Raw genomic sequence first — 19,286 nt, 5'->3', positions numbered from 1 at the left:
CAACCGGCGCACCGCGGAGGGGAGCGACCGTGTCCACCGTGACCGAGGCATCCGAGCGTTCTGCTTCCGAGGGAGGGGGCGTGCGCGCCGTCACCCGCGCGTTCGAGGTGCTGCAGTGCTTCACCGCGGCCCGGCCCGTGCTCTCGCTCGCCGAGATCGTCCGCGAGAGCGGGCTCCCGCGCACCACGGTGCTACGCCTGATCGACACCCTCGTCGGCGAGCGGATGCTGCGGCACGCCGCCGACGGACGCATCACGGTGGGGGCGCGCCTGATCCGTCTGGCGGCGTTCGCCGAGGCCGCGTGGGCCGTCCCCGACGAGACCGCCGACCGCATGACGCGGCTCGCACAGGAGACCGGCGAGACCGCGAGCCTCTACGCGCGCAGCGGCCTGCGGCGCGTAGCCGTCGGGCAGTCGCCCAGCCCCTACTCGCTCCGCCACGTCGTCCAGGTCGGCGACGAGATGCCGCTCGTGCTCGGAGCCGCCTCGACGCTCCTCGTGGCGGCGAGCGGGCCGGACGCCGCCGACCACGTCCTCGAGGCGCTTCCCGCGGCCGAGCGGTCCGCCGTCGACGTCGCCTCCTTCCGCGCCGCGGTCCACGACGCCCGTCGCGACGGGTACGCCGTCTCGCACGGCGCACGGGAGCCGGGGAACAGCGGCGTCGCGGTCATCGTGCGCGAGGGCGACGAGCGCCGACCGGCGGTCGTGCTCGGGCTCGGCGGACCCACCGCGCGCTTCACCGAGGAACGGGTGCCCGTGTTCCTCGACGCGTTGACGGCGGCGGCCGCCGACATCCGGCGCACCGGCCTGCCCGCCGCCCTGGACTGACCCCCTTCCCGATCGAGAGGACCGCCCGATGACGAGCACGATCCCCGACAGCACCGTCTACCCGCCTCCGGGCGCCTACGCCGCCGCGACCGTCGGCGATGCGATGGAGCGCTTCGGGGTCGCCCGCGGCGTCTCCCCCCTGTGGGAGGGGGCGGTCGTGTCCGGACCCGCGGCCACGCTCCTCACCCGCCCCGGTGACAACAAGGGCGTGCACGCGGCGTTCGAGCAGATCCGCGCGGGCGAGGTCCTCGTCGTCGACGGCGGGGCGGATGAGACGCGCGCTCTCATCGGCGAACTCGTCGCCGAGAAGGCCAAGGCGCTGGGCGTCGCCGGCATCGTGATCGACGGGGCCGCCCGCGATGCGGTCGAGCTCCGCGAGGTGGGGGTGCCGGTCTTCGCCCGCGCGGTGACGCCCGCGGGGCCGTGGAAGACCGGCCCCTACCGCCTCGGCGGCGTCGTCACCGTGGGCGGGGTTCCCGTGGCGCCGGGCGATTGGGTCGTCGGCGATGCCGACGGGATCACGATCGTCCCTCGCGAGCGCATCGCCGAGGTCATGTCCGCCGCCGACGCCCTGGTGCGCGCAGAGGCCGACCGCCGCAGCGCCAACCGCGCCCTGGTGCCGCGTGTCTGAGGTGGCAACCGCCCGCCCGCTCATCTGGATCCCCCGCGAGGTGCACCCCGACGCGATCGGCGAGCTCGAGACGTGGGCGGAGGTCCGCCGAGGCTGGGGGCAGGATGCCGCGACCGAGGCCGACATCGCGCCGCTTGCACAGGGCGTGCTCCTGCGCACCGCCCGGATGGATGCCGGACAGCTGAGCCGGATGCCACGGCTGCGCATCGTCGCGCGGCACGGCGTCGGCACCGACACCGTGGACACCGCCTTCGCCCGGGAGCACGGCATCCGGGTCACGACGACACCCGAAGCGAACGTGATCTCGGTCGCCGAGCACGCGATTGCCCTGCTCATGGCCGTGCGGCGCGGTATCGGGGCCGCGGCCGCAGGTACCGCCGACCGTGACGCCCTGGTCGGGGCCGAACTGAGCGGCTCGACGCTCGGGCTCATCGGCTACGGCCGGATCGCACGCCGCGTCGCGCGGATCGCCCAGGGAGGCTTCGGCGTGCGCATCCTCGCGTTCGATCCCGCCGTGCCCGACGACGTCGTCCGCGCCGACGGCTCCGACCCGCGTGCCCTCGACGAACTGCTCGCCGAGTCCGACGCGGTCAGCGTGCACGTCCCCCTCGTCCCCGCGACGCGAGGGCTGCTCGGCGCCGCGCAGTTCCGGCGCATGCGCTCTCACGCGGTCGTGGTGAACACTTCTCGCGGCGGGGTCGTCGACGAGGACGCCCTCGCCACCGCGCTCGACGCCGGGGAGGTGGGCGGAGCGGGCCTCGACGTCTCCGAAGTCGAGCCGATGCCCGCCGACCACCCGCTGCGCGACCGGGCGAACGTGGTGGTCACCCCTCACATCGGCGGGCAGACGCGCGAGGCGATGCGTCGCGTGGCCATGGAGGCCGCCGCGTCCCTCCGGGACGAGCTGGCGCCGTAGGCGGTCACGCCGTCGGCGCGTCGACCGCACCGCCGAAGCGGCGATCGCGCGAGAGGTAGAGCCCGATGGCATCCCACAGGTGCGTGCGGCGGAAGTCGGGCCAGAGCGTGTCGAGGAACACCATCTCGGCGTACGCGGACTCCCACAGCAGGAAGTTCGAGGTGCGCTGCTCGCCACTGGAGCGCACGAACAGATCCACGTCGGGCATGTCGGGCTGGTAGAGGTTCTTGCGGATGAGCTTCTCGGTCACGGCCGACGGCTTGAGCTTCCCGGCCGCGATGTCGTCGCCGATCCGGCGCATGGCATCCACGATCTCCACACGCCCGCCGTAGTTGACGCACATGGTCAGCGTCAGAGTCGAGTTGCCCTCGGTGAGTCGTTCGGCGTGCTGCAGTTCCTTGATGACCGAGCCCCACAGACGCGGCTTACGACCCGACCAGCGGATGCGCACGCCCCACTCGTTCAGCTGATCGCGGCGACGGTGCAGGACCTCGCGGTTGAAGCCCATGAGGAAGCGCACCTCATCGGGAGAACGCGACCAGTTCTCGGTCGAGAAGGCGTACACCGACAGGTGCTTCACCCCGGCCTGGATGGCTCCCGCGACCACGTCGAGCAGCGCGGCCTCTCCCGCGCGGTGACCCTCGACGCGCGTGAGCCCCTGGCGGTTGGCCCAGCGGCCGTTGCCGTCCATGACGATCGCGACATGCTCGGGCACGGCCCCCTTGGGGTAGCTGGGCGGGTACTCGCCCGTCCAGTCGAGGGGGCGGTACGGCACGGCGTCGCGGTGCGTGAACGGCTTCGGTGTCATCGATGCGACTCCAGGTGCGAGAGGGAACGGATGCCGCGCTCCAGGTGGAACTGCGCGTACGCGGCCACGAGGCCCGAGGCGGCGGCCACCGTGCGGCCGGGGGCGGTGTCGATGGTCTCCCACTCCCCCGCCATGAGCGCGCGGAGCATGTCGACGGTGTCGCGCGCGACGCGCGGCGAGCCCGCGGGCGCGCACGTCGAGCAGACGACGCCGCCGAGCTGGGCGAGGAAGTAATCGTGGTCGCCGATCGTGCCGCAGCGCGCGCACTCCGTGAGCCCCGGCGCCCAGCCCGAGAGGGCCATGGCGCGCAGGAGGTACGAGTCGAGCACGCTCCGCTCGGAATGCTCACCGCGCGCCAGGGAACGCAGTCCACCGACCAGCAGCAGATACTGCTGGGGCGTCGCCTCGGCCTCATTGAGACGATCGGCGGTCTCGACCATGGCGCTGGCCGTGGTGTACACGTCGTAGTTCGCCACGATCTCGGCTCCGTACGAGCCGAGCGACTCGGCCTGCTGCACGATGTCGAGGTTGCGGCCCTTGAACAGCTGCACGTCGGCGACCATGAAGGGCTCGAGGCGCGAGCCGAACTTCGACGACGTCCGCCGCACGCCCTTCGCGACCGCGCGGATCTTTCCGTTGCGGCGGCTGAGGAGGGTGAGGATGCGGTCCGCCTCCCCGAGCTTGTGGGTACGCAGGACCACGACTTCGTCGCGGTAGGTGGGCACAGTCCATTATCCGTCCGCGCACCCGTGAGCGGCCTGCGCGACGCGCCTCCCCCACCCGCCCAGGCACGGGCCGGAGAATGGATGCCGTGGACTCCCCGACCTTCGTCATCCCCCTGTGGGCCGACCTGACCGCCGTCGCGCTCGGCGGCGTCCAGGGAGCCCTCTTCGCCTCGGGGTTCCAGGGCCAGCGCCGGCTCGATCTGCTCGGGGTGGCGATCATCGGCATCCTGCTCGGGATGGGCGGGGGTCTCATCCGCGACCTCCTGCTGGGTCTCACGCCGGCCACGCTGCAGAGCAACTGGTACCTCATCACCGCGACGCTCGCCTCGATCGTGGGCATGCTGCTGTCGGGGATCTTCCAGCGACTCAACCGCGCGATCGTGATGCTCGACGCCGTGGTGATCGGCCTCTTCGGCGCCTTCGGCACCTCGAAGGCGCTGGCCCTGGGGATGCCCGCGGTGCCCGCCATCTTCGTCGGGGTGCTGGCCGCGGCCGGCGGCAGCGTGCTCCGCGACGTGCTGATGGGCCTGCCGGTGGCGATCATGCACGTGGGCTCGCTCTACGCCGTGGCTGCGGGCGGCGGATGCGTCGTGTTGGCGACGACCGCCGCCTTCGGCGTGCCGCTGCCGATCGCCGCGGTGATCGGTGTGGTGGTGACGACCGTCATCCGCGTGCTCGCCGTGCTGTTCGACCTCTCGCTGCCCGAGCAGCGCAAGCTCTACCGCCGCAAGGTCGCGGTCGAGACCACCGGCATCCCCATCATCCGCACTGACGAGTGACCGCGCGAGTCGCCGCGATTCGTCGCCTCGGGCGGGCGCGCGGCGACGAACCCCGGCGACTCACGCGTCGAGGTCGACCTCGTCGCCGACGCGGATCGTTCCGCCCGCCGCGACGGGCAGCAACAGGATGCCGAGGGTCGGCTCGTGCTGACCGAACTCGCCGGTCAGCACGCGGAGCAGGCGCGCGTCGCGCACGCCGGTGTCGGGGTTCGCGGTGATCGCCGCGCACCGCTCGATCGGCTTCTGCACCTCGAACTCGACCTCGCCGATCCGCACGCGACCGCGCCACGTGAGCTCCTCCCACGGGGCAGCGCCCGAGACGACGATGTTCGAGCGGAACCGGCGGTCGTCGACGGGCGCCGGCACCGCGGCATCCAGGTCTGACACCGAGGGCGCTCCATGCAGCGAGATGTACCCGCGCGGCCGGTCCTGGAAGCGTGCCGTCACCCCGTCTCCGAGCAGTCCCAGGGGCAGGATGCCGTCGGCCTCGAGCAGCTTCGCATCGCTCGTCGAGCGCAGGTAGGCCGTGACCGCCTCGCTGAGCCGCGCACGGCCCTCGTCGCTCAGATCGGCGGTCACGTCGATGTCGTCGACGCGCAGTCGCAGCGTCCGCGCCTCATCGTCGAAGGTGAGCTCCACGCGCGCCAGCGTGGGGAACGACATGAGCGCGAGTCCGCGGCTCTTCGGGAAGGTGGCATCCGCCGGCTCGAGGGCATCGGCGAAGCGGAACACGAGCGAGCGATCGCCCTGCACGCGACCGTCGTCCTGGACGACGAGACTGTCGCGCTTCTCGGGCGTGAAGCCCTTGACGGGGTAGCGGTAGAGGGCGTCGACGCGGATCACATCGCTCATCCTCGCATCCACGCCCTCCACCGCCGTCACCACCGGGCGAGCACCTCGCCGTGCGGCAGCAGGATCCACCCGTCGGGGTGCGCGGCCCACTCCCGCCACGCGTCCGAGATGCGCTGCAGGGTCGCCTCATCCGCGAGGCCCAGTCGCCTGGCGTGCCCCGCGAACGCCGAGGCGAGTACACGGTCGGCCCACATGCCGCCCCACCAGGCGCGCTTCTCCGGCGTGTCGAACACCCACACGCTCGCGCTCGCCTCGACGCGCGAGAACCCGGCTTCGCGCGCCCACGCCTTCAGCACGCGCCCCGCGTCGGGTTCTCCCGATGACCCGCGGTGCACGCCGTGGTAGATGTCGAGCCATTCGTCGAGGGCGGGGATGAGCGGATGCCAGATCACCCCGCCGTAGTCGACGTCGCGCACCGCCACCAGGCCGTCGGGTCCCGCGACGCGGCGGAACTCCCGCAGGGCGTCGACGGGCCGCTCGAGATGCTGGAGCACCTGATGGGCGTGGACGATGTCGAACGAGGCGTCGGGCACGTCGAGAGCGTAGGCGTCGCCGGTGCGGAAGGTCACGTTCGTGCGCTCGCCGGCGGCGGCGCGGGCGATCTCGACGACGTCGGAGGCGGCATCCACCCCGACGACCTCTCCCGGGAAGACCCGGTCGGCGAGGTCGACGGTGATGGTGCCGGGGCCGGCGCCCACATCGAGGATGCGGGTGCCGGCCGACAGCGACGACACCAGGTACGCCGCCGAGTCGACGACGGTGCGCGCGGCGTGGGAACGCAGCACGCTCTCGTGGTGTCCGTGGGCGTAGGCCACGGCCGGAGGCTCCGGTCGGGTCAGACGCCCGCGAGGGCGCCGGTGGCCTGACGCGTGCGGATCGCGCGGTTGACGCCCGACACGATCGCCTTCAGCGACGCCGTCGAGATGTCGCCGTCGATCCCCACGCCCCACAGGCGCTGATCGTCGACCTGCAGCTCGACGTAGGCCGCGGCCTGCGCGTCGCCGCCGGAGCTGAGGGCGTGCTCGACGTAGTCGTACAGGGTCACGTCGAACCCCTGCGAACGGACGATCTCGAGGAACGCGGCGACCGGACCGTTGCCCACGGCCGAGGCCGGGTGCGTGGTGTCGCCGTCGCGCAGCGAGACGTCGAGGTGCACATCGCCCGACATGTCGCTCGAGGAGCGGGTCGAGAGCAGCTCGAAGCGGCCCCAGCGCTGGTCGTCGTCGGTCGCGGGCAGGTACTCGTCGGTGAAGATGTCCCAGATCTGGGCGCTCGAGACCTCGCCGCCCTCGGCGTCGGTGCGCGCCTGCACGACCCCCGAGAACTCGATCTGGAGCTTGCGCGGCAGGTCGATCGCGTGGTCGGCCTTCAGCAGGTAGGCGACGCCGCCCTTGCCCGACTGCGAGTTGACGCGGATGACGGCCTCGTACGAGCGGCCCAGGTCCTTCGGATCGATCGGCAGGTACGGCACCGCCCACTCGATCTCGTCGATCGTCTTGCCCTCGGCCGTCGCGCGGGCCTCCATCGCCTCGAAGCCCTTCTTGATGGCATCCTGATGCGAACCGCTGAACGCGGTGAAGACCAGGTCGCCGGCCCAGGGGCTGCGCTCGGGGACGGGCAGCTGGTTGCAGTACTCGACGGTGCGCTTGACCTGGTCGATGTCGCTGAAGTCGATCTGCGGGTCGATGCCCTGCGTCAGCAGGTTGATGCCCAGGGCCACCAGGTCGACGTTGCCGGTGCGCTCGCCGTTGCCGAACAGGCATCCCTCGATGCGGTCGGCGCCGGCCATGTAGCCCAGCTCGGCGGCGGCCACCGCCGTGCCGCGGTCGTTGTGCGGGTGCAGCGACAGGATGACGTTCTCGCGGTGGTCGAGATTCCGCGACATCCACTCGATGGAATCGGCGTAGACGTTGGGCGTGGCCATCTCGACGGTGGCGGGGAGGTTCAGGATGACCTTGCGCTCGGCCGTCGGCTGGAAGACCTCGAGCACCTCGTTGCAGATGCGCAGCGCGAAGGCGAGCTCGGTGCCCGTGTAGCTCTCGGGCGAGTACTCGTAGTAGACCTCGGTCTGCGGGATCGTCGCCTCGTACTTCTTGCACAGGCGCGCGCCCTCGAGCGCGATGTCGACGATGCCCTGCTCATCGGTGCGGAACACGACCTCGCGCTGCAGCACGCTCGTGGAGTTGTACAGGTGCACGATGGCCTGCTTCGCGCCGGCAATCGCCTCGTACGTGCGGGCGATGAGGTGCTCGCGCGCCTGCGTCAGCACCTGGATCGTGACGTCGTCGGGGATGAGTTCTTCTTCGATGAGCTGGCGGACGAAGTCGAAGTCGGTCTGGCTGGCGCTGGGGAAACCGACCTCAATCTCCTTGTAGCCCATCTTCACCAGCAGGTCGAACATGACCCGCTTGCGCTCGGGGCTCATCGGATCGATCAGGGCCTGGTTGCCGTCGCGCAGATCCACGGCGCACCAGCGCGGTGCGACCTCGATGCGCTTGCTCGGCCACGTGCGGTCGGGCAGGTCGACCCGGATCTGCTCGTGGAAGGGACGGTACTTGTGCACCGGAGCGGACGTGGGCTTCTGGGTGTTCTTCATGATGTGTCGCTTCTTTAGATTCGTTCGGTGGGGCCGACGACGATCTCCGCGACGAGGAAGGCCCTTAGAACGAGGACTCGTCGCGGCAGCTAAGAAGAAGAAGGCCACCGAAGCGCATGGAGCGATCGTAGCAGCCCCGCACCGCGGCCTCCGCCGCGTCCGCGTCGCGAGCCGCCGACGTCAGGCCGCGGGCGCTGCCCACTCGCGCGCCAGCACGGCGTACACGAGCAGGTCGCCCCAGCGCCCCTTGAACCATTCCTTCTCGACGAAATGCGCCTCCCGGCGCATGCCGAGGCGTTCGGCGAGCGCGACCGAGCGGGCGTTGTCGGGATCGATCCGGGCCTCCACCCGCCGCAGACCGTAGACGCCGAAGGCGGTGTCGATGAGAGCGCGCACCGCGGCGGTGCCGAGCCCCCGGCCGGATGCCCCCGGGCTCACGACCCAGCCGATCTCGGCGGATCCCGCGTCCGTGTCGAGGTGGAACAGCACGAGGTCGCCGATGACGGCGCCCTCGCTCTCGATGACCAGGACGACACCGCCGCGCTCGCCCTCCAGGCTCGTCCCGCCGAACAGATGCCCGATGCGGCGCCGGATGTCGTCGGGCGACTGGGGGTCGAACGGGAGGAACCGGCACACCTCGGCGTCGCCGCGGTAGCCGGCCATGGCCTCGAGATCGCGCTCCTCGAAAGGGCGCAGGCGCACGCGCTCCCCCGTCACCTCGAGGGTCTCGGGCGCGGGCGGCAGGGCGAACGGCGACGTGCTCACGGCAGGAGGGCGACCTTGCCGCCGGGGTGCCCGGTCATCACGAAGCGCACGGCCTCGACCGCCTCGGCGAGCGGGTACGTGCGGGCGAGGGGAACCGCCAGGGCCCCGGATGCCGCGAGCTCCAGCACCCGAGCGCGGGCGATGTCGCGGAAACGGGCGCTCTCCGGGCGGGCGCCGGCGATCCACAGGAAGCCGTCGGCCTTCGCGCGATCGGGCGAGACGATGGTGACGATGCGGTCGCGGTCCGAGACCAGCTCGAGCGAGACGTCGATGGCCTCGTCGGTCCCTGCCGCGTCCCAGGCGGCGACGATCGCCGCTCCCTCCGCCGCGGCTTCGACGCGCTCGCGCAGCCCGTCGCCGTAGGCCACCGGGATCCCTCCGTAGCGACGAACGCGCTCGGCCGAGTCGTCGGCATCCGCCCCGACCGTGCCGATCACGCGGACGCCGAGTTCGCGCGCCTGCTGGAGCAGGCTCACCCCGACGGCGCCGGAGGCGGCGTGCAGCAGCACCGTCTCGCCCTCGACGACCCGGGTGACCTGGATCATCTCGGCCGCCGTGGTTCCGGCGAGCAGCAGGTTGGCCGCCTCGGGATGCGAGAGGGCCGCAGGCTTCGCGAAGACGTCGCGGGCGGGCACGGTGAGGTCGGTCGCGTAGGCGCCCTGCACCCGGAACGCCACGACCTCGTCGCCGACCGCGAGCTCTCCCGAGCCGCCGACCGCGCCATCGCCGACCGCGGTGATCTCACCCGACAGCTCGTACCCGATCGGCACCGGGAACGTCGCGCCGGGGCGCTGCGTCGCGACGTGCTTCGCGTCGGCGGGGTTGATGCCGGCCGCGCGCACGCGGATCGTCACCTCGCCCGGTCCGGGGGCGGCGACGTCGACCTCGTCGAAGCTCCACGTCTCGATGGGCCCCGGAGCCGGAGCCGTCCACCTCTTCGCCATGCCTGCACCTTTCGTTGCGACCGCGCGTTCAGCACGGTCGGGGTCACGCGGTCGGGGGCCGAGCGGGTGTCGCGCGGTCTCCGGGGCTCAGAAGCCGAGGCGTCCGAGCTGCTTCGGGTCGCGCTGCCATTCTTTCGCCACCCGCACGTGCAGCGACAGATAGACGCGGCCGCCCACGAGCGGCTCGATGCCCGCGCGTGCTCGCGCGCCCACATCGGCCAGGCGCGAGCCCTTCTTGCCGATGATGATGGCCTTCTGACTGTCGCGCTCGACGACGATGTTCGCGTACACGTCGGTCAGGTCGCTGTCCTCGCGCGGCGCGACGTCGTCGACCGTCACGGCGATCGAGTGCGGGAGCTCGTCGCGCACGCCGTGCAGGGCCGCCTCGCGGATGATCTCGGCGATGCGGTCTTCGAGCGTCTCGTCGGTCACCACGTCGTCGGCGTACAGCGCGGGGCCCTCGGGCATGAGGGCGAGCAGCTCGTCGCTCAGCACGTCGAGCTGATCGTTGGTCACCGCCGACAGCGGGATGACCGCCGCCCAGTCCTCGCGAAGTGCATCGACCTCGACGAGACGCTCGGTGATCTGATCGCGGGTCGCGGCGTCGGTCTTGGTCACGAGGGCGACCTTCTTCGCGCGCGGGTAGCCCGACAGCGACTCCGCGATGCGGCGATCGCCGGGACCGACCTTCTCGGTCGCCGGTGCGCAGAAGGCGATGACGTCGACGTCGCCGAGCACCTGCTCGACGAGGTCGTTCAGGCGCTGACCGAGCAGGGTGCGCGGGCGGTGGATGCCGGGGGTGTCCACCACCACGAGCTGACCGCCGGGGCGGTTGACGATGCCGCGGATCGCGCGGCGCGTCGTCTGCGGCTTCTCGCTGGTGATGGCGACCTTCTCGCCCACGAGCGCATTGGTCAGAGTGGATTTGCCGACGTTGGGTCGCCCCACGAAGGTCACGAACCCGGAGCGGGTGTCGGTCATCTGTCGTTCCTTTCACGCGCCGACAGCTCTGCGTCGGCGTCGTCGTCGGCGGAGACCTCGCTGCGCTCGACGATCACGGTGGCGATGCCCCGGTTCCGGCCGCGCGACGCGCCTCCGGTCATCACGAGGCCGGAGTGCTCGGCGGTGGCGCCGGGCTGAGGGATGCGGCCGAGCGCCTTGCCGAGCAGGCCGCCGATCGAGTCGACGTCCTCGTCGTCGAGCTCGAGACCGAACAGGTCGCCGACCTCGTCGAGCCCGAGGCGCGCGTTGATCCGGTAGCGGCCCTCGCCGAGCTCGACGATCTCAGTGTTGGGAGCGTCGTATTCGTCGGCGATCTCGCCCACCAGCTCCTCGATGAGGTCTTCGAGGGTCACCAGACCCGCGACGCCGCCGTACTCGTCGACGACCAGGCAGACGTGGACGGCATCTTTCTTCATCTGCTGCAGCAGCGTCTCGGCCTTCATCGACTCGGGGACGAAGACGGCCGGCCGGGCGATGCGGCGGATGGGGGCGTCGCGCCAGCCGGCCTCGTCGCGGAAGCCGAACTGCACGAGATCCTTCAGGTACAGCACGCCCACGACGTCGTCGGCGTCGTCATCGGCGAGGGGCACCCGGGAGACCCCCTTCTCGAGGAACAGCGCGAGGGCCTCGCGGGAGGTGGCCGCGGCATCCACACTGACCATGTCGGTGCGCGGCACCATGACCTCGCGGACGTAGCGATCGGTGAAGTCGAAGACCGAGTGGATCAGCTCGCGATCGTCTTCCTCGATCAACTCGTTCTCGGCCGCCTCGTCGATGATGCTGAGCAGCTGCTCCTCCGACGCGAACGAGGTGGAGTGCGACACCCCCGGCGTCACGCGGTTGCCGACGGCGACGAGACCATGCGCGAGCGGGCCGAGCAGGATGCGCATGCCCCGGATGACGGGGGCGACGCCGCGCAGCAGACCGCGCGCGTGCTGGCGACCGACGGTGCGCGGACTCGCCCCCACCGCGACGAACGAGATGCCCGTCATGAGCACGGCCGCGGCGATCACGGCCCACCAGATGTCGTCGAAGATCAGCATGAACGCGGCGGCGACGAGCACGGCGGCGGTCGTCTCGGCGAGCACGCGGATGAACACCACCGCGGTGTTGTGCGCGCTCGTGTCGTCGGCGATCCGCCGGAGCGATCGGGCGTTGCGGCCTGAGGCGCCGAGCTCGAGAAGGTCGGTGCGCGAGGTCACGCCGAGCGCCGCCTCGGAGGCCGCCATCAGGCCGCCGAACGCGACGAGGAGGAAGGCGGCGACGAGGAGGAGCGCTTCGGTCATGCCCGACGCTGGCGCTCGACGGCCTGGAACCCGGTGATCAGCTCCCGCTGGAGCCCGAACATCTCGCGCTCCTCGTCGGGTTCGGCGTGATCGAATCCTAGGAGGTGCAGCAACCCGTGCGTGGTGAGGAGGATGAGTTCGTCCTGCGTCGAGTGCTTCGCGGCGACCGCCTGCGTCTCGGCCACGGCGGGGCACAGCACGATGTCGCCCAGCAGCCCTGCGGGGGTGGGGGCGTCTTCGGAGCCGGGACGCAGCTCGTCCATCGGGAAGCTCAGCACATCGGTGGGGCCGGGCTCGTCCATCCACTGCACGTGGAGCGACTCCATGGCCCCCTCGTCGACGAGCACGATCGCCACGTCGGCGTCGGCGCTGACGTGCAGCTCCGCCAGGTTGTACTCCATCAGGCGCAGCAGGACCTGCTCGTCGACCTCGTGGCCGGATTCGTTGTTGATCTCGATCGTCATGAGCGGTTTCGTCTCGGGAGGTGATCGCGGGGACCGGCGGCACCGGGGCCGCGTCGCTCCGCACGGTTGGCGAACTCGGAGGCCTCGTCGCGTTCGCGACGCGCGGCCAGGCGCTTCTCGTCGTACTCGCTGTACGCGTCGACGATACGGCCGACCAGGGAGTGACGCACGACGTCGTCGCTGGTCAGGCGCGAGAAGTGGATGTCGTCGATGTCGCCGAGCACGCGGGTGACCAGACGCAGACCCGAGGCGCCCTGCGGGAGGTCGACCTGCGTGATGTCGCCGGTGACCACCATGCGGGTGCCGAAGCCGAGGCGCGTGAGGAACATCTTCATCTGCTCGGGCGTGGTGTTCTGCGCCTCGTCGAGCACGACGAACGAGTCGTTCAGCGTGCGACCGCGCATGTAGGCCAGCGGGGCGACCTCGATCGTGCCCGTCGCCATGAGCTTGGGCACGATGTCGGGGTCCATCATCTCGTTGAGCGCGTCGTACAGCGGGCGCAGGTACGGGTCGATCTTGTCGGTCAGTGTTCCGGGGAGGAACCCGAGTCGCTCGCCCGCCTCGACGGCGGGTCGGGTCAGGATGATGCGGTTGACCTCTTTGCGCTGTAGCGCCTGCACGGCCTTGGCCATCGCGAGGTAGGTCTTGCCCGTACCGGCGGGGCCGATGCCGAACACGATCGTGTTCTCGTCGATCGCGTCGACGTACTCCTTCTGGCCGGCCGTCTTGGGGCGGATCACCTTTCCGCGCGACGACAGGATCGCCTCGCCCATCACCTCGGACGGGCGAGGCCCGCCGTCGGTGCGGAGCATGCGGTTGGAACTCGTCACGTCGGCCGGGTCGAGGCCGTGGCCGGAGCGGGTCATGGCGACCAGCTCGTCGACCAGGCCGCGAGCGGCCCGCACCGCCGCGGGAGAGCCCGACAGCGTGATCTCGTTGCCGCGCACGTGCACGTCGACGTCGGGATGCTCCTTCTCGACGACGCGCAGGAGACGGTCCTGCGGACCGAGCAGCTGCACCATGGCCACGCCGTCGACGGCGATCTGCTCGGAGACGGTCTCTTCGGGGGAATCAGCCACCCAGGCTCTTTTCGTTCAGGCCGCCCGCGAGAACGTGGGCATGCACATGGAAGACGGTCTGTCCGGCACCCTCGCCGGTGTTGAAGATCAGACGGAAATCGCCGTCGGCGTGCTCGGCGGCGACGCTGTTCGCGAGACCGATCACCTCGGTCAGCAGCTCCGGGTCGCCGGCCGCGAGCTCGACGACGTTGCGATACTGCTGCGTCTTGGGGATGACGAGCAGGTGCACCGGCGCCTGAGGGGCGATGTCGCGGATCGCGAAGGCGTTCTCGGTCTCGGCCACGATCTCGGCAGGGATCTCGCCCTGCAGGATGCGCGTGAAGATCGACGGTTCGCTCATGGCATCCAGTCTAGTGAGGGCCTCCGACACCGGGGCTCGGCCGTTTCGCCGACGCCCTCTCGGCGCTCACCGACCCGGATCGGGGCGGATCCCACCGCTCGGGGCGGAGAATCGACGCCCCGATCTGCCGTATCCGCGCCGGATGCGAGAAGCGCCCGGCACGGCCAGGCTCACCAGCGCCCGTGCGCCGCCGACAGCACCGAGATGGCCGCGGCCCCCGCGGTGGAGGTACGCAGCACGGTGTCGCCCAGCCGCACGAGGCGGGCGCCGGCGTCTTCGAGCGCCGACAGCTCCTCCGGGGCGATCCCGCCCTCCGGGCCCACCACGAGCACCACGTCGCGACCGTCCGATTCCTCCGCGGCCACCTCGGTGAGGCGGACGGATGCCGTCGGCTCGAGCACGAGGACGACAGAGGCACCGGCACGGGCGACGAGGTCGGCCGTCCGGGCCACGCCCTCGACCTCGGGCACCCACGCGCGGTGCGCCTGCTTCGCAGCCTCGCGGACGATCGTCCGCCAGCGCGCGAGCCCCTTGTCGGCCTTGGCATCCCAGCGCGAGACGCTGCGCGCCGCCTGCCACGGGACGATCTCATCGACGCCGAGCTCAGTCGCCGCCTGGACGGCCAGCTCGTCGCGGTCGCCTTTCGCCAATGCCTGCACGAGCACGAACCGCGGGACGGGCGCTGCGACCTCCTCGCGGCCCGTGACGCGCACGTCGACCTGCTTGGGGCCGAGAGCGGTCACGACTCCCGAGAGCCACACGCCGCGTCCGTCGCCGAGCGTGACCGCCTCGTCGACCCGCACGCGCCGCACGCTCGCGGCGTGATGCGCCTCCGACCCGGTGAGGGTCACGGCATCCCCCGGCTGTGCGTCGGTGGCGTCGTCGGTGACGAAGTGCAGCGCCATGCTCAGTGGCGGAAGCGATCGCGGAATTTGCTGAACATGCCCTGCTGGTGCTCGGCCAGGCGGGGCGCCGGAGCCTTGGTGCGCTTGGCGAACTCCTCGATGAGAGCCCGCTCCTTGTGGTCGAGGCGCGTGGGGGTCACCACGTGCACACCGACCTTCAGGTCGCCGCGCTGGCTGCCCCGCAGGGGCGTGATGCCGCGGCCCTTGATCGTCAGCACGTCGCCCGACTGCACGCCCGGGCGCACCTCGAGGTCGACGGAGCCGTCGAGCGACTCGATCGTCGTGGTGGCGCCGAGGATGGCGTCGGGCATCGACACCTCGAGGGTGGCGACGAGGTCGTCACCCTCGCGACTGAATGCGTCGTGCGCCTCCACGGTGATCTCCAGGTACAGGTCGCCGTTGGGGCCTCCGGCCGGGCCCACCTCGCCCGAGCCGGGGAGCTGCAGGCGCAGGCCCGACTCGACGCCCGCGGGGATGTCGACCGACACCGTGCGGCGCGCGCGCACCCGGCCCTGACCCTGGCAGGTGCCGCAGGGGTAGGGGATGGTCGTGCCGTGACCGTGGCACACGGTGCAGGGCTGGCTGGTGACGACGTTGCCGAGGAGGCTCCGCACGGTGCGCTGCACGTGACCGGAACCGTGGCAGATGTCGCAGGTGACCTCGCTGGTACCGGGCTGCGTGCACGCTCCCTGGCACGTCTCGCAGAGGACCGCCGTGTCGACCTCGAGGTCGCGGTGCGTACCGAAGACGACGTCGCCGAGCTGCAGCGTGACGCGCACGAGGGCGTCCTGGCCGCGCTCCCGGCGTGACCGCGGTCGCGGGCCGCGGCCTCCGCCGCCGCCCTGCGCGCCGCCGAAGAACGTCTCGAAGATGTCGCTGAAACCGCCGAACCCGGCCGCTCCCCCGCCCCCGAACGGGCTCTGGTCGCCGCCCATGTCGTAGCGGCGGCGCTGCTCGGGATCGCTCAGCACGTCGTAGGCGTGTGTCACGAGTTTGAACTTCTCGGACGCGTCCTCGCCGGGATTCACATCGGGGTGCAGCTGGCGCGCGAGACGCCGGTAGGCCTTCTTGATGTCTTCCGGGCTGGCGTCGCGTTCGACGCCCAGGACCTCGTAGTGGTCAGCCACAATCGCCTTCCTGCCCGCTCGCGCGGGGTCGTTCTCGTGGGGAGTGCTCGCGGCGCGAGACGTCAGCGCGAGCTGTCGTCGTCTTCGAGCATCCGGGTCAGATAGTGCGCGACGGCGCGGACCGCCGCGAGGTTGGAGGAGTAGTCCATGCGGGTCGGCCCGAGCAGACCCACGCGGGCCCCGCCGGTGGAGCCGTCGTACCGGCTCGCGAGCACGGAGGCCTCGACGAGGCCGAAAGGCTCGTTCTCGCGCCCGATACTCGCCGACAGTCCCTTCTCGTCGGCGACCATCTCGCTCATCAGGCGCAGCAGGGTCACCTGCTCCTCGATCGCTTCGAGGAGCGGGTAGATACTGCCGCGGAAGTCCTGCTCGCGCTTGGCGAGGGTCGCGGCGCCGGCCATGACGAGACGGTCCTGACGGAAGGCCTCGAGCTCCTCCCCGACCACGCGCAGGACCGCGTCGGCGATCGCGTCGAGCACGACCCCGGGGCGCGGGCCGGCAGTGAGGGCCTCGGAGACGCGCTGGGAGCTCTCGGCGACGCTGTGTCCGACGAGCACCGCGCCCACGCGCGCGCGCAGCAGGGCGATGTCGCTCTCGCCGGGCTCGGCGGGCACGAGCGCGATGCGCTGCGACACCCGACCGGTGTCAGTGACCAGGATGACGAGAACCCGGGGCCCGCCGAGGGCGACGAGTTCGACGTGCGTGACGTTGGCGCGAGCGAACGAGGGGTACTGCACGATCGCGACCTGGCCGGTCAGCTGCGTCAGCGCCCGTACCGTGCGTGCGAGGAGGTCGTCGAGGTCGCCCGCCTCATCGAGGAAGGAGGTGATGGCGCTGCGCTGGGCGCTCGACAGCGGGCGGAGCTCGGCGAGGTGGTCGACGAAGACGCGGTAGCCCTTGTCGGTCGGGACGCGTCCCGACGACGTGTGCGGCGCGACGATGAGGTCTTCGTCCTCGAGGAGGGCCATGTCGTTGCGGATGGTCGCCGCCGACACTCCGAAGGCATGGCGGTCGACGATGGCCTTGCTGCCGACGGGCTCGCGCGTGTCGACGTAGTCCTGGACGATCGCGCGCAAGACCTGGAGGCCGCGTTCCGACACCATGGCTGCTCCTCCCGTTTGGCACTCGACTCGACTGAGTGCCAATTCTACGACGATCGCCCCGCCCGTGCGTCGAGCGGCTCGCGGAGGTCGGCGGCGTCGCTGTCAGGCGGCGCGGCGTGCGTGTGAACGCCGCTCCGAGCGGCGAACCCCCGGACAGGGCGTTTACGCCTCGCCGGGCGTTTGCACGAAGCACCGACGCGCCAACGGGCCGCGGGCATCGTCACGCCCGACGATTCAGCCCGTGGGCAGCAGAGGCGTCCCCGGGTCAGGCCGTCAGCGCGCGCACCACGGCATCCGCCAGCAGGCGTCCGCGACGGGTCAGCACGATGCGCCCGCGCACGGCATCCGGGCCCTCGATGAGCCCGTCGGCGATGAGGGATGCCACGGCCTTGCGCCCCTCGCCGAGGATCTCCGGCACCGGGAGCCCTTCGCGGATGCGGCTGCGCAGGAGCACCGATTCGAGCCGACGCGCCGTCTCGTCGGGACGCTCTCGCGCCGCGGCGGGCGATTCGGCGGCGGCGAGCCGCTGGGCGTACGCGGCGGGATGCTTCACGTTCCACCAGCGCAGCCCCGCGACATGGCTGTGCGCGCCCGGACCGAAGCCCCACCAGTCGGTGCCGCGCCAGTACGCGAGGTTGTGGCGCGAACGGTGCGCGACGCCCCGCGACCAGTTCGACACCTCGTACCAGTCGTAGCCCGCGGCGGCGAGCAGATCGTCGGCGAGCTCGTACATGTCGGCCTGCAGGTCGTCGTCCGGCGTCGCGACGGCGCCGGAGCGGATCTGCCGCGCGAGCTTCGTCCCGTCCTCGACGATGAGCGCGTACGCCGACACGTGGTCGGGTTCGAGAGCGGTCGCCGCCTCGAGCGAGGCGCGCCAGTCGTCGAGCGACTCCCCCGGCGCGCCGTAGATCAGGTCGACGGAGACGTCGAGACCCGCGCGGCGCGCGGCCGCGACCGCGGTGGCGACGTTCAGCGGATCGTGGGTGCGGTCGAGCGCCGCGAGCACGTGGGGCCGGGCCGACTGCATGCCGATCGACAGGCGCGTCACCCCGGCGGCGGCGAGGGTGTCGGCGACCGCGTCGTCCACGGTGTCGGGGTTCGCCTCCACGGTCACCTCGGCGCCCGGCGCGATGCCGAACTCGTCGCGGACCGCGTCGAGCATGCGGGCGAGGTCGCCCGGCGGCAGCAGCGTCGGCGTCCCTCCCCCGAAGAACACCGTGGATGCTGCGCGCCGACCGCCCGCGGCATCCATCACTGCGCCCGCCAGGCGCACCTCGGTGGCCAGGGTGTCGGCGAAGTCGTCCTGCCGCGCTCCGCGGAGCTCGCTCGCCGTGTAGGTGTTGAAGTCGCAGTAGCCGCAGCGCACGCGGCAGAACGGCACGTGCAGGTAGACGCCGAAATCGGCGCCGGGATCGATGACGAGGTCGTCGGGGAGGCGTCCGTCGATCGGCGCGGGGTCTCCGAGCGGGAGGGGCCCGCCCATCAGGAGGAGTACAGCGGCGAGATCGCTCGCAGGTAGCGCGCGAACAACGCCTTGCGCCGACGCCGGACGCGGCTGGTGAAGAGGCGGTACGACGGGGCGGTGGGCCGATCGAAGGCGCGTACGACGAACCAGACCTCGTCGTTTTCGCGCCACTCGAGGCTGAAGAGCTCCTCGCCGCTCACGATCGAGTGCCCCACGGTGCCCAGGATGAAGCCGACACGACGAGGCTCCTCGAAGACCGAGATGACGCGCAGCTCGGCGTCGGCGCGGTGCCCATCGACCTTGCCGTGCAGGCGCACGCCGGTGCCGGGGCGGACGAACGGCGTGCCGTCGGCGGCGAAGCGCTGCTCTGCTTCGAGCCGGCTCGGCGCGACGGGCGCGCCCTCGGCGTCGAAGCCGACGCCCGCGTAGCCCTCCCCGGATGCCGGGCGCACGTCGGTGATGCTGAGTTCCTCGCCGCGCAACGGCGCCCACGACAGCAGCAGCTCGCTCGCGGCGGCGAAACGCTCCTCGCCGCTGCCGATGCGCCAGGCGTCTTCGGCGGGCACGGAGTGCTCCGGCGGATACTGCATGAGGTCGGGCGCCTGGGTGGCGCCGACCGCCGCGTAGTCGACCGTGTCATCGGTGAAGTTCTGCCTGCGCATGATCCACCCC

Annotated in this window: 21 protein-coding genes; 4 read left to right on the top strand and 17 right to left on the bottom strand. The window is 71.6% G+C overall.

Going from position 1 to position 19,286, the window contains the following annotated elements:
- The first annotated feature begins 29 nt into the window (after nucleotides 1-29).
- From AB0230_RS11975 to AB0230_RS11965, 3 genes are read left to right on the top strand one after another with little or no spacing between them, the layout of a single operon-like run.
- On the top strand, nucleotides 30-827 hold the full coding sequence (locus AB0230_RS11975; protein WP_366375932.1) for an IclR family transcriptional regulator: 798 nt from the start codon (nucleotides 30-32) through the stop codon (nucleotides 825-827).
- 28 nt (nucleotides 828-855) lie between these two features.
- Nucleotides 856-1,458, top strand: a complete 603-nt coding sequence (locus tag AB0230_RS11970; RefSeq protein WP_366375930.1) for a methyltransferase — start codon at nucleotides 856-858, stop codon at nucleotides 1,456-1,458.
- Entirely contained in the window at nucleotides 1,451-2,374 is a 924-nt protein-coding gene (locus tag AB0230_RS11965; RefSeq protein ID WP_366375928.1) for an NAD(P)-dependent oxidoreductase, read from the top strand. Before AB0230_RS11970 ends, AB0230_RS11965 begins: the two co-directional genes overlap by 8 nt.
- 4 nt (nucleotides 2,375-2,378) lie before the next feature.
- Here the strand turns inward: AB0230_RS11965 and AB0230_RS11960 are convergent, their stop codons facing one another.
- Both AB0230_RS11960 and recO read right to left on the bottom strand, forming a co-directional pair.
- Nucleotides 2,379-3,182, bottom strand: coding sequence for an isoprenyl transferase (locus AB0230_RS11960; protein ID WP_315995638.1), 804 nt, complete (start codon nucleotides 3,180-3,182; stop codon nucleotides 2,379-2,381).
- Complete coding sequence (gene recO / locus AB0230_RS11955) at nucleotides 3,179-3,907, bottom strand: DNA repair protein RecO (RefSeq protein WP_315995637.1); 729 nt, start codon at nucleotides 3,905-3,907, stop codon at nucleotides 3,179-3,181. The genes AB0230_RS11960 and recO overlap by 4 nt, the downstream gene beginning before the upstream one ends.
- Nucleotides 3,908-3,984: 77 nt before the next feature.
- Between recO and AB0230_RS11950 the strand changes: the two genes are divergently transcribed.
- Complete coding sequence (locus AB0230_RS11950) at nucleotides 3,985-4,686, top strand: TRIC cation channel family protein (RefSeq protein WP_315995636.1); 702 nt, start codon at nucleotides 3,985-3,987, stop codon at nucleotides 4,684-4,686.
- Between the two features lie 60 nt (nucleotides 4,687-4,746).
- On the opposite strand, the gene AB0230_RS11945 is transcribed toward AB0230_RS11950, so the two are convergent.
- The 15 genes from AB0230_RS11945 to AB0230_RS11875 form a co-directional block, all read right to left on the bottom strand.
- On the bottom strand, nucleotides 4,747-5,538 hold the full coding sequence (locus AB0230_RS11945; protein WP_366375925.1) for an MOSC domain-containing protein: 792 nt from the start codon (nucleotides 5,536-5,538) through the stop codon (nucleotides 4,747-4,749).
- 26 nt (nucleotides 5,539-5,564) lie between these two features.
- The gene (locus tag AB0230_RS11940; RefSeq protein ID WP_315995634.1) at nucleotides 5,565-6,353 is read right to left on the bottom strand and encodes a methyltransferase domain-containing protein; all 789 of its coding nucleotides are present in this window, start codon (nucleotides 6,351-6,353) and stop codon (nucleotides 5,565-5,567) included.
- A 20-nt stretch (nucleotides 6,354-6,373) separates the two neighbouring features.
- Nucleotides 6,374-8,134, bottom strand: coding sequence for a 2-isopropylmalate synthase (gene leuA, locus AB0230_RS11935; protein WP_366375923.1), 1,761 nt, complete (start codon nucleotides 8,132-8,134; stop codon nucleotides 6,374-6,376).
- A gap of 180 nt (nucleotides 8,135-8,314) precedes the next feature.
- Entirely contained in the window at nucleotides 8,315-8,899 is a 585-nt protein-coding gene (locus AB0230_RS11930; RefSeq protein ID WP_366375921.1) for a GNAT family protein, read from the bottom strand.
- On the bottom strand, nucleotides 8,896-9,843 hold the full coding sequence (locus AB0230_RS11925; protein ID WP_366375919.1) for an NADP-dependent oxidoreductase: 948 nt from the start codon (nucleotides 9,841-9,843) through the stop codon (nucleotides 8,896-8,898). Before AB0230_RS11925 ends, AB0230_RS11930 begins: the two co-directional genes overlap by 4 nt.
- 87 nt (nucleotides 9,844-9,930) lie before the next feature.
- Nucleotides 9,931-10,824 (bottom strand): GTPase Era, encoded by an 894-nt coding sequence (era, locus tag AB0230_RS11920; RefSeq protein WP_315995630.1) that lies wholly within the window; start codon nucleotides 10,822-10,824, stop codon nucleotides 9,931-9,933.
- Nucleotides 10,821-12,131: a hemolysin family protein gene (locus tag AB0230_RS11915; RefSeq protein ID WP_315995629.1), complete on the bottom strand. Its 1,311-nt coding sequence runs from the start codon at nucleotides 12,129-12,131 to the stop codon at nucleotides 10,821-10,823. The genes era and AB0230_RS11915 overlap by 4 nt, the downstream gene beginning before the upstream one ends.
- Nucleotides 12,128-12,595, bottom strand: coding sequence for an rRNA maturation RNase YbeY (gene ybeY, locus AB0230_RS11910; protein WP_076675771.1), 468 nt, complete (start codon nucleotides 12,593-12,595; stop codon nucleotides 12,128-12,130). The genes AB0230_RS11915 and ybeY overlap by 4 nt, the downstream gene beginning before the upstream one ends.
- The gene (locus AB0230_RS11905; RefSeq protein ID WP_315995901.1) at nucleotides 12,592-13,617 is read right to left on the bottom strand and encodes a PhoH family protein; all 1,026 of its coding nucleotides are present in this window, start codon (nucleotides 13,615-13,617) and stop codon (nucleotides 12,592-12,594) included. The genes ybeY and AB0230_RS11905 overlap by 4 nt, the downstream gene beginning before the upstream one ends.
- 49 nt (nucleotides 13,618-13,666) lie before the next feature.
- Nucleotides 13,667-14,014, bottom strand: a complete 348-nt coding sequence (locus AB0230_RS11900; protein ID WP_363391793.1) for an HIT domain-containing protein — start codon at nucleotides 14,012-14,014, stop codon at nucleotides 13,667-13,669.
- A gap of 170 nt (nucleotides 14,015-14,184) precedes the next feature.
- Complete coding sequence (locus tag AB0230_RS11895) at nucleotides 14,185-14,919, bottom strand: 16S rRNA (uracil(1498)-N(3))-methyltransferase (protein ID WP_366375916.1); 735 nt, start codon at nucleotides 14,917-14,919, stop codon at nucleotides 14,185-14,187.
- A gap of 2 nt (nucleotides 14,920-14,921) precedes the next feature.
- A complete protein-coding gene (dnaJ, locus tag AB0230_RS11890) occupies nucleotides 14,922-16,046 on the bottom strand; it encodes a molecular chaperone DnaJ (protein ID WP_366375914.1) in 1,125 nt (374 codons plus the stop codon).
- Between the two features lie 62 nt (nucleotides 16,047-16,108).
- Nucleotides 16,109-17,149 carry a heat-inducible transcriptional repressor HrcA gene (hrcA, locus tag AB0230_RS11885; protein WP_363391799.1) on the bottom strand — a complete coding sequence of 347 codons (1,041 nt, stop codon included), beginning with the start codon at nucleotides 17,147-17,149 and terminating at the stop codon, nucleotides 16,109-16,111.
- 265 nt (nucleotides 17,150-17,414) lie between these two features.
- Nucleotides 17,415-18,632 (bottom strand): radical SAM family heme chaperone HemW, encoded by a 1,218-nt coding sequence (gene hemW / locus AB0230_RS11880; protein WP_366375911.1) that lies wholly within the window; start codon nucleotides 18,630-18,632, stop codon nucleotides 17,415-17,417.
- The gene (locus AB0230_RS11875; RefSeq protein WP_315995623.1) at nucleotides 18,632-19,276 is read right to left on the bottom strand and encodes a DUF1990 family protein; all 645 of its coding nucleotides are present in this window, start codon (nucleotides 19,274-19,276) and stop codon (nucleotides 18,632-18,634) included. Before AB0230_RS11875 ends, hemW begins: the two co-directional genes overlap by 1 nt.
- Nucleotides 19,277-19,286: the final 10 nt, after the last annotated feature.

Origin of the sequence: Microbacterium sp. NPDC089190 (genome assembly GCF_040701795.1) — a bacterium.
Lineage (GTDB): Bacteria > Actinomycetota > Actinomycetes > Actinomycetales > Microbacteriaceae > Microbacterium > Microbacterium galbum.
This window is presented reverse-complemented; position numbering and strand designations above follow the sequence as displayed.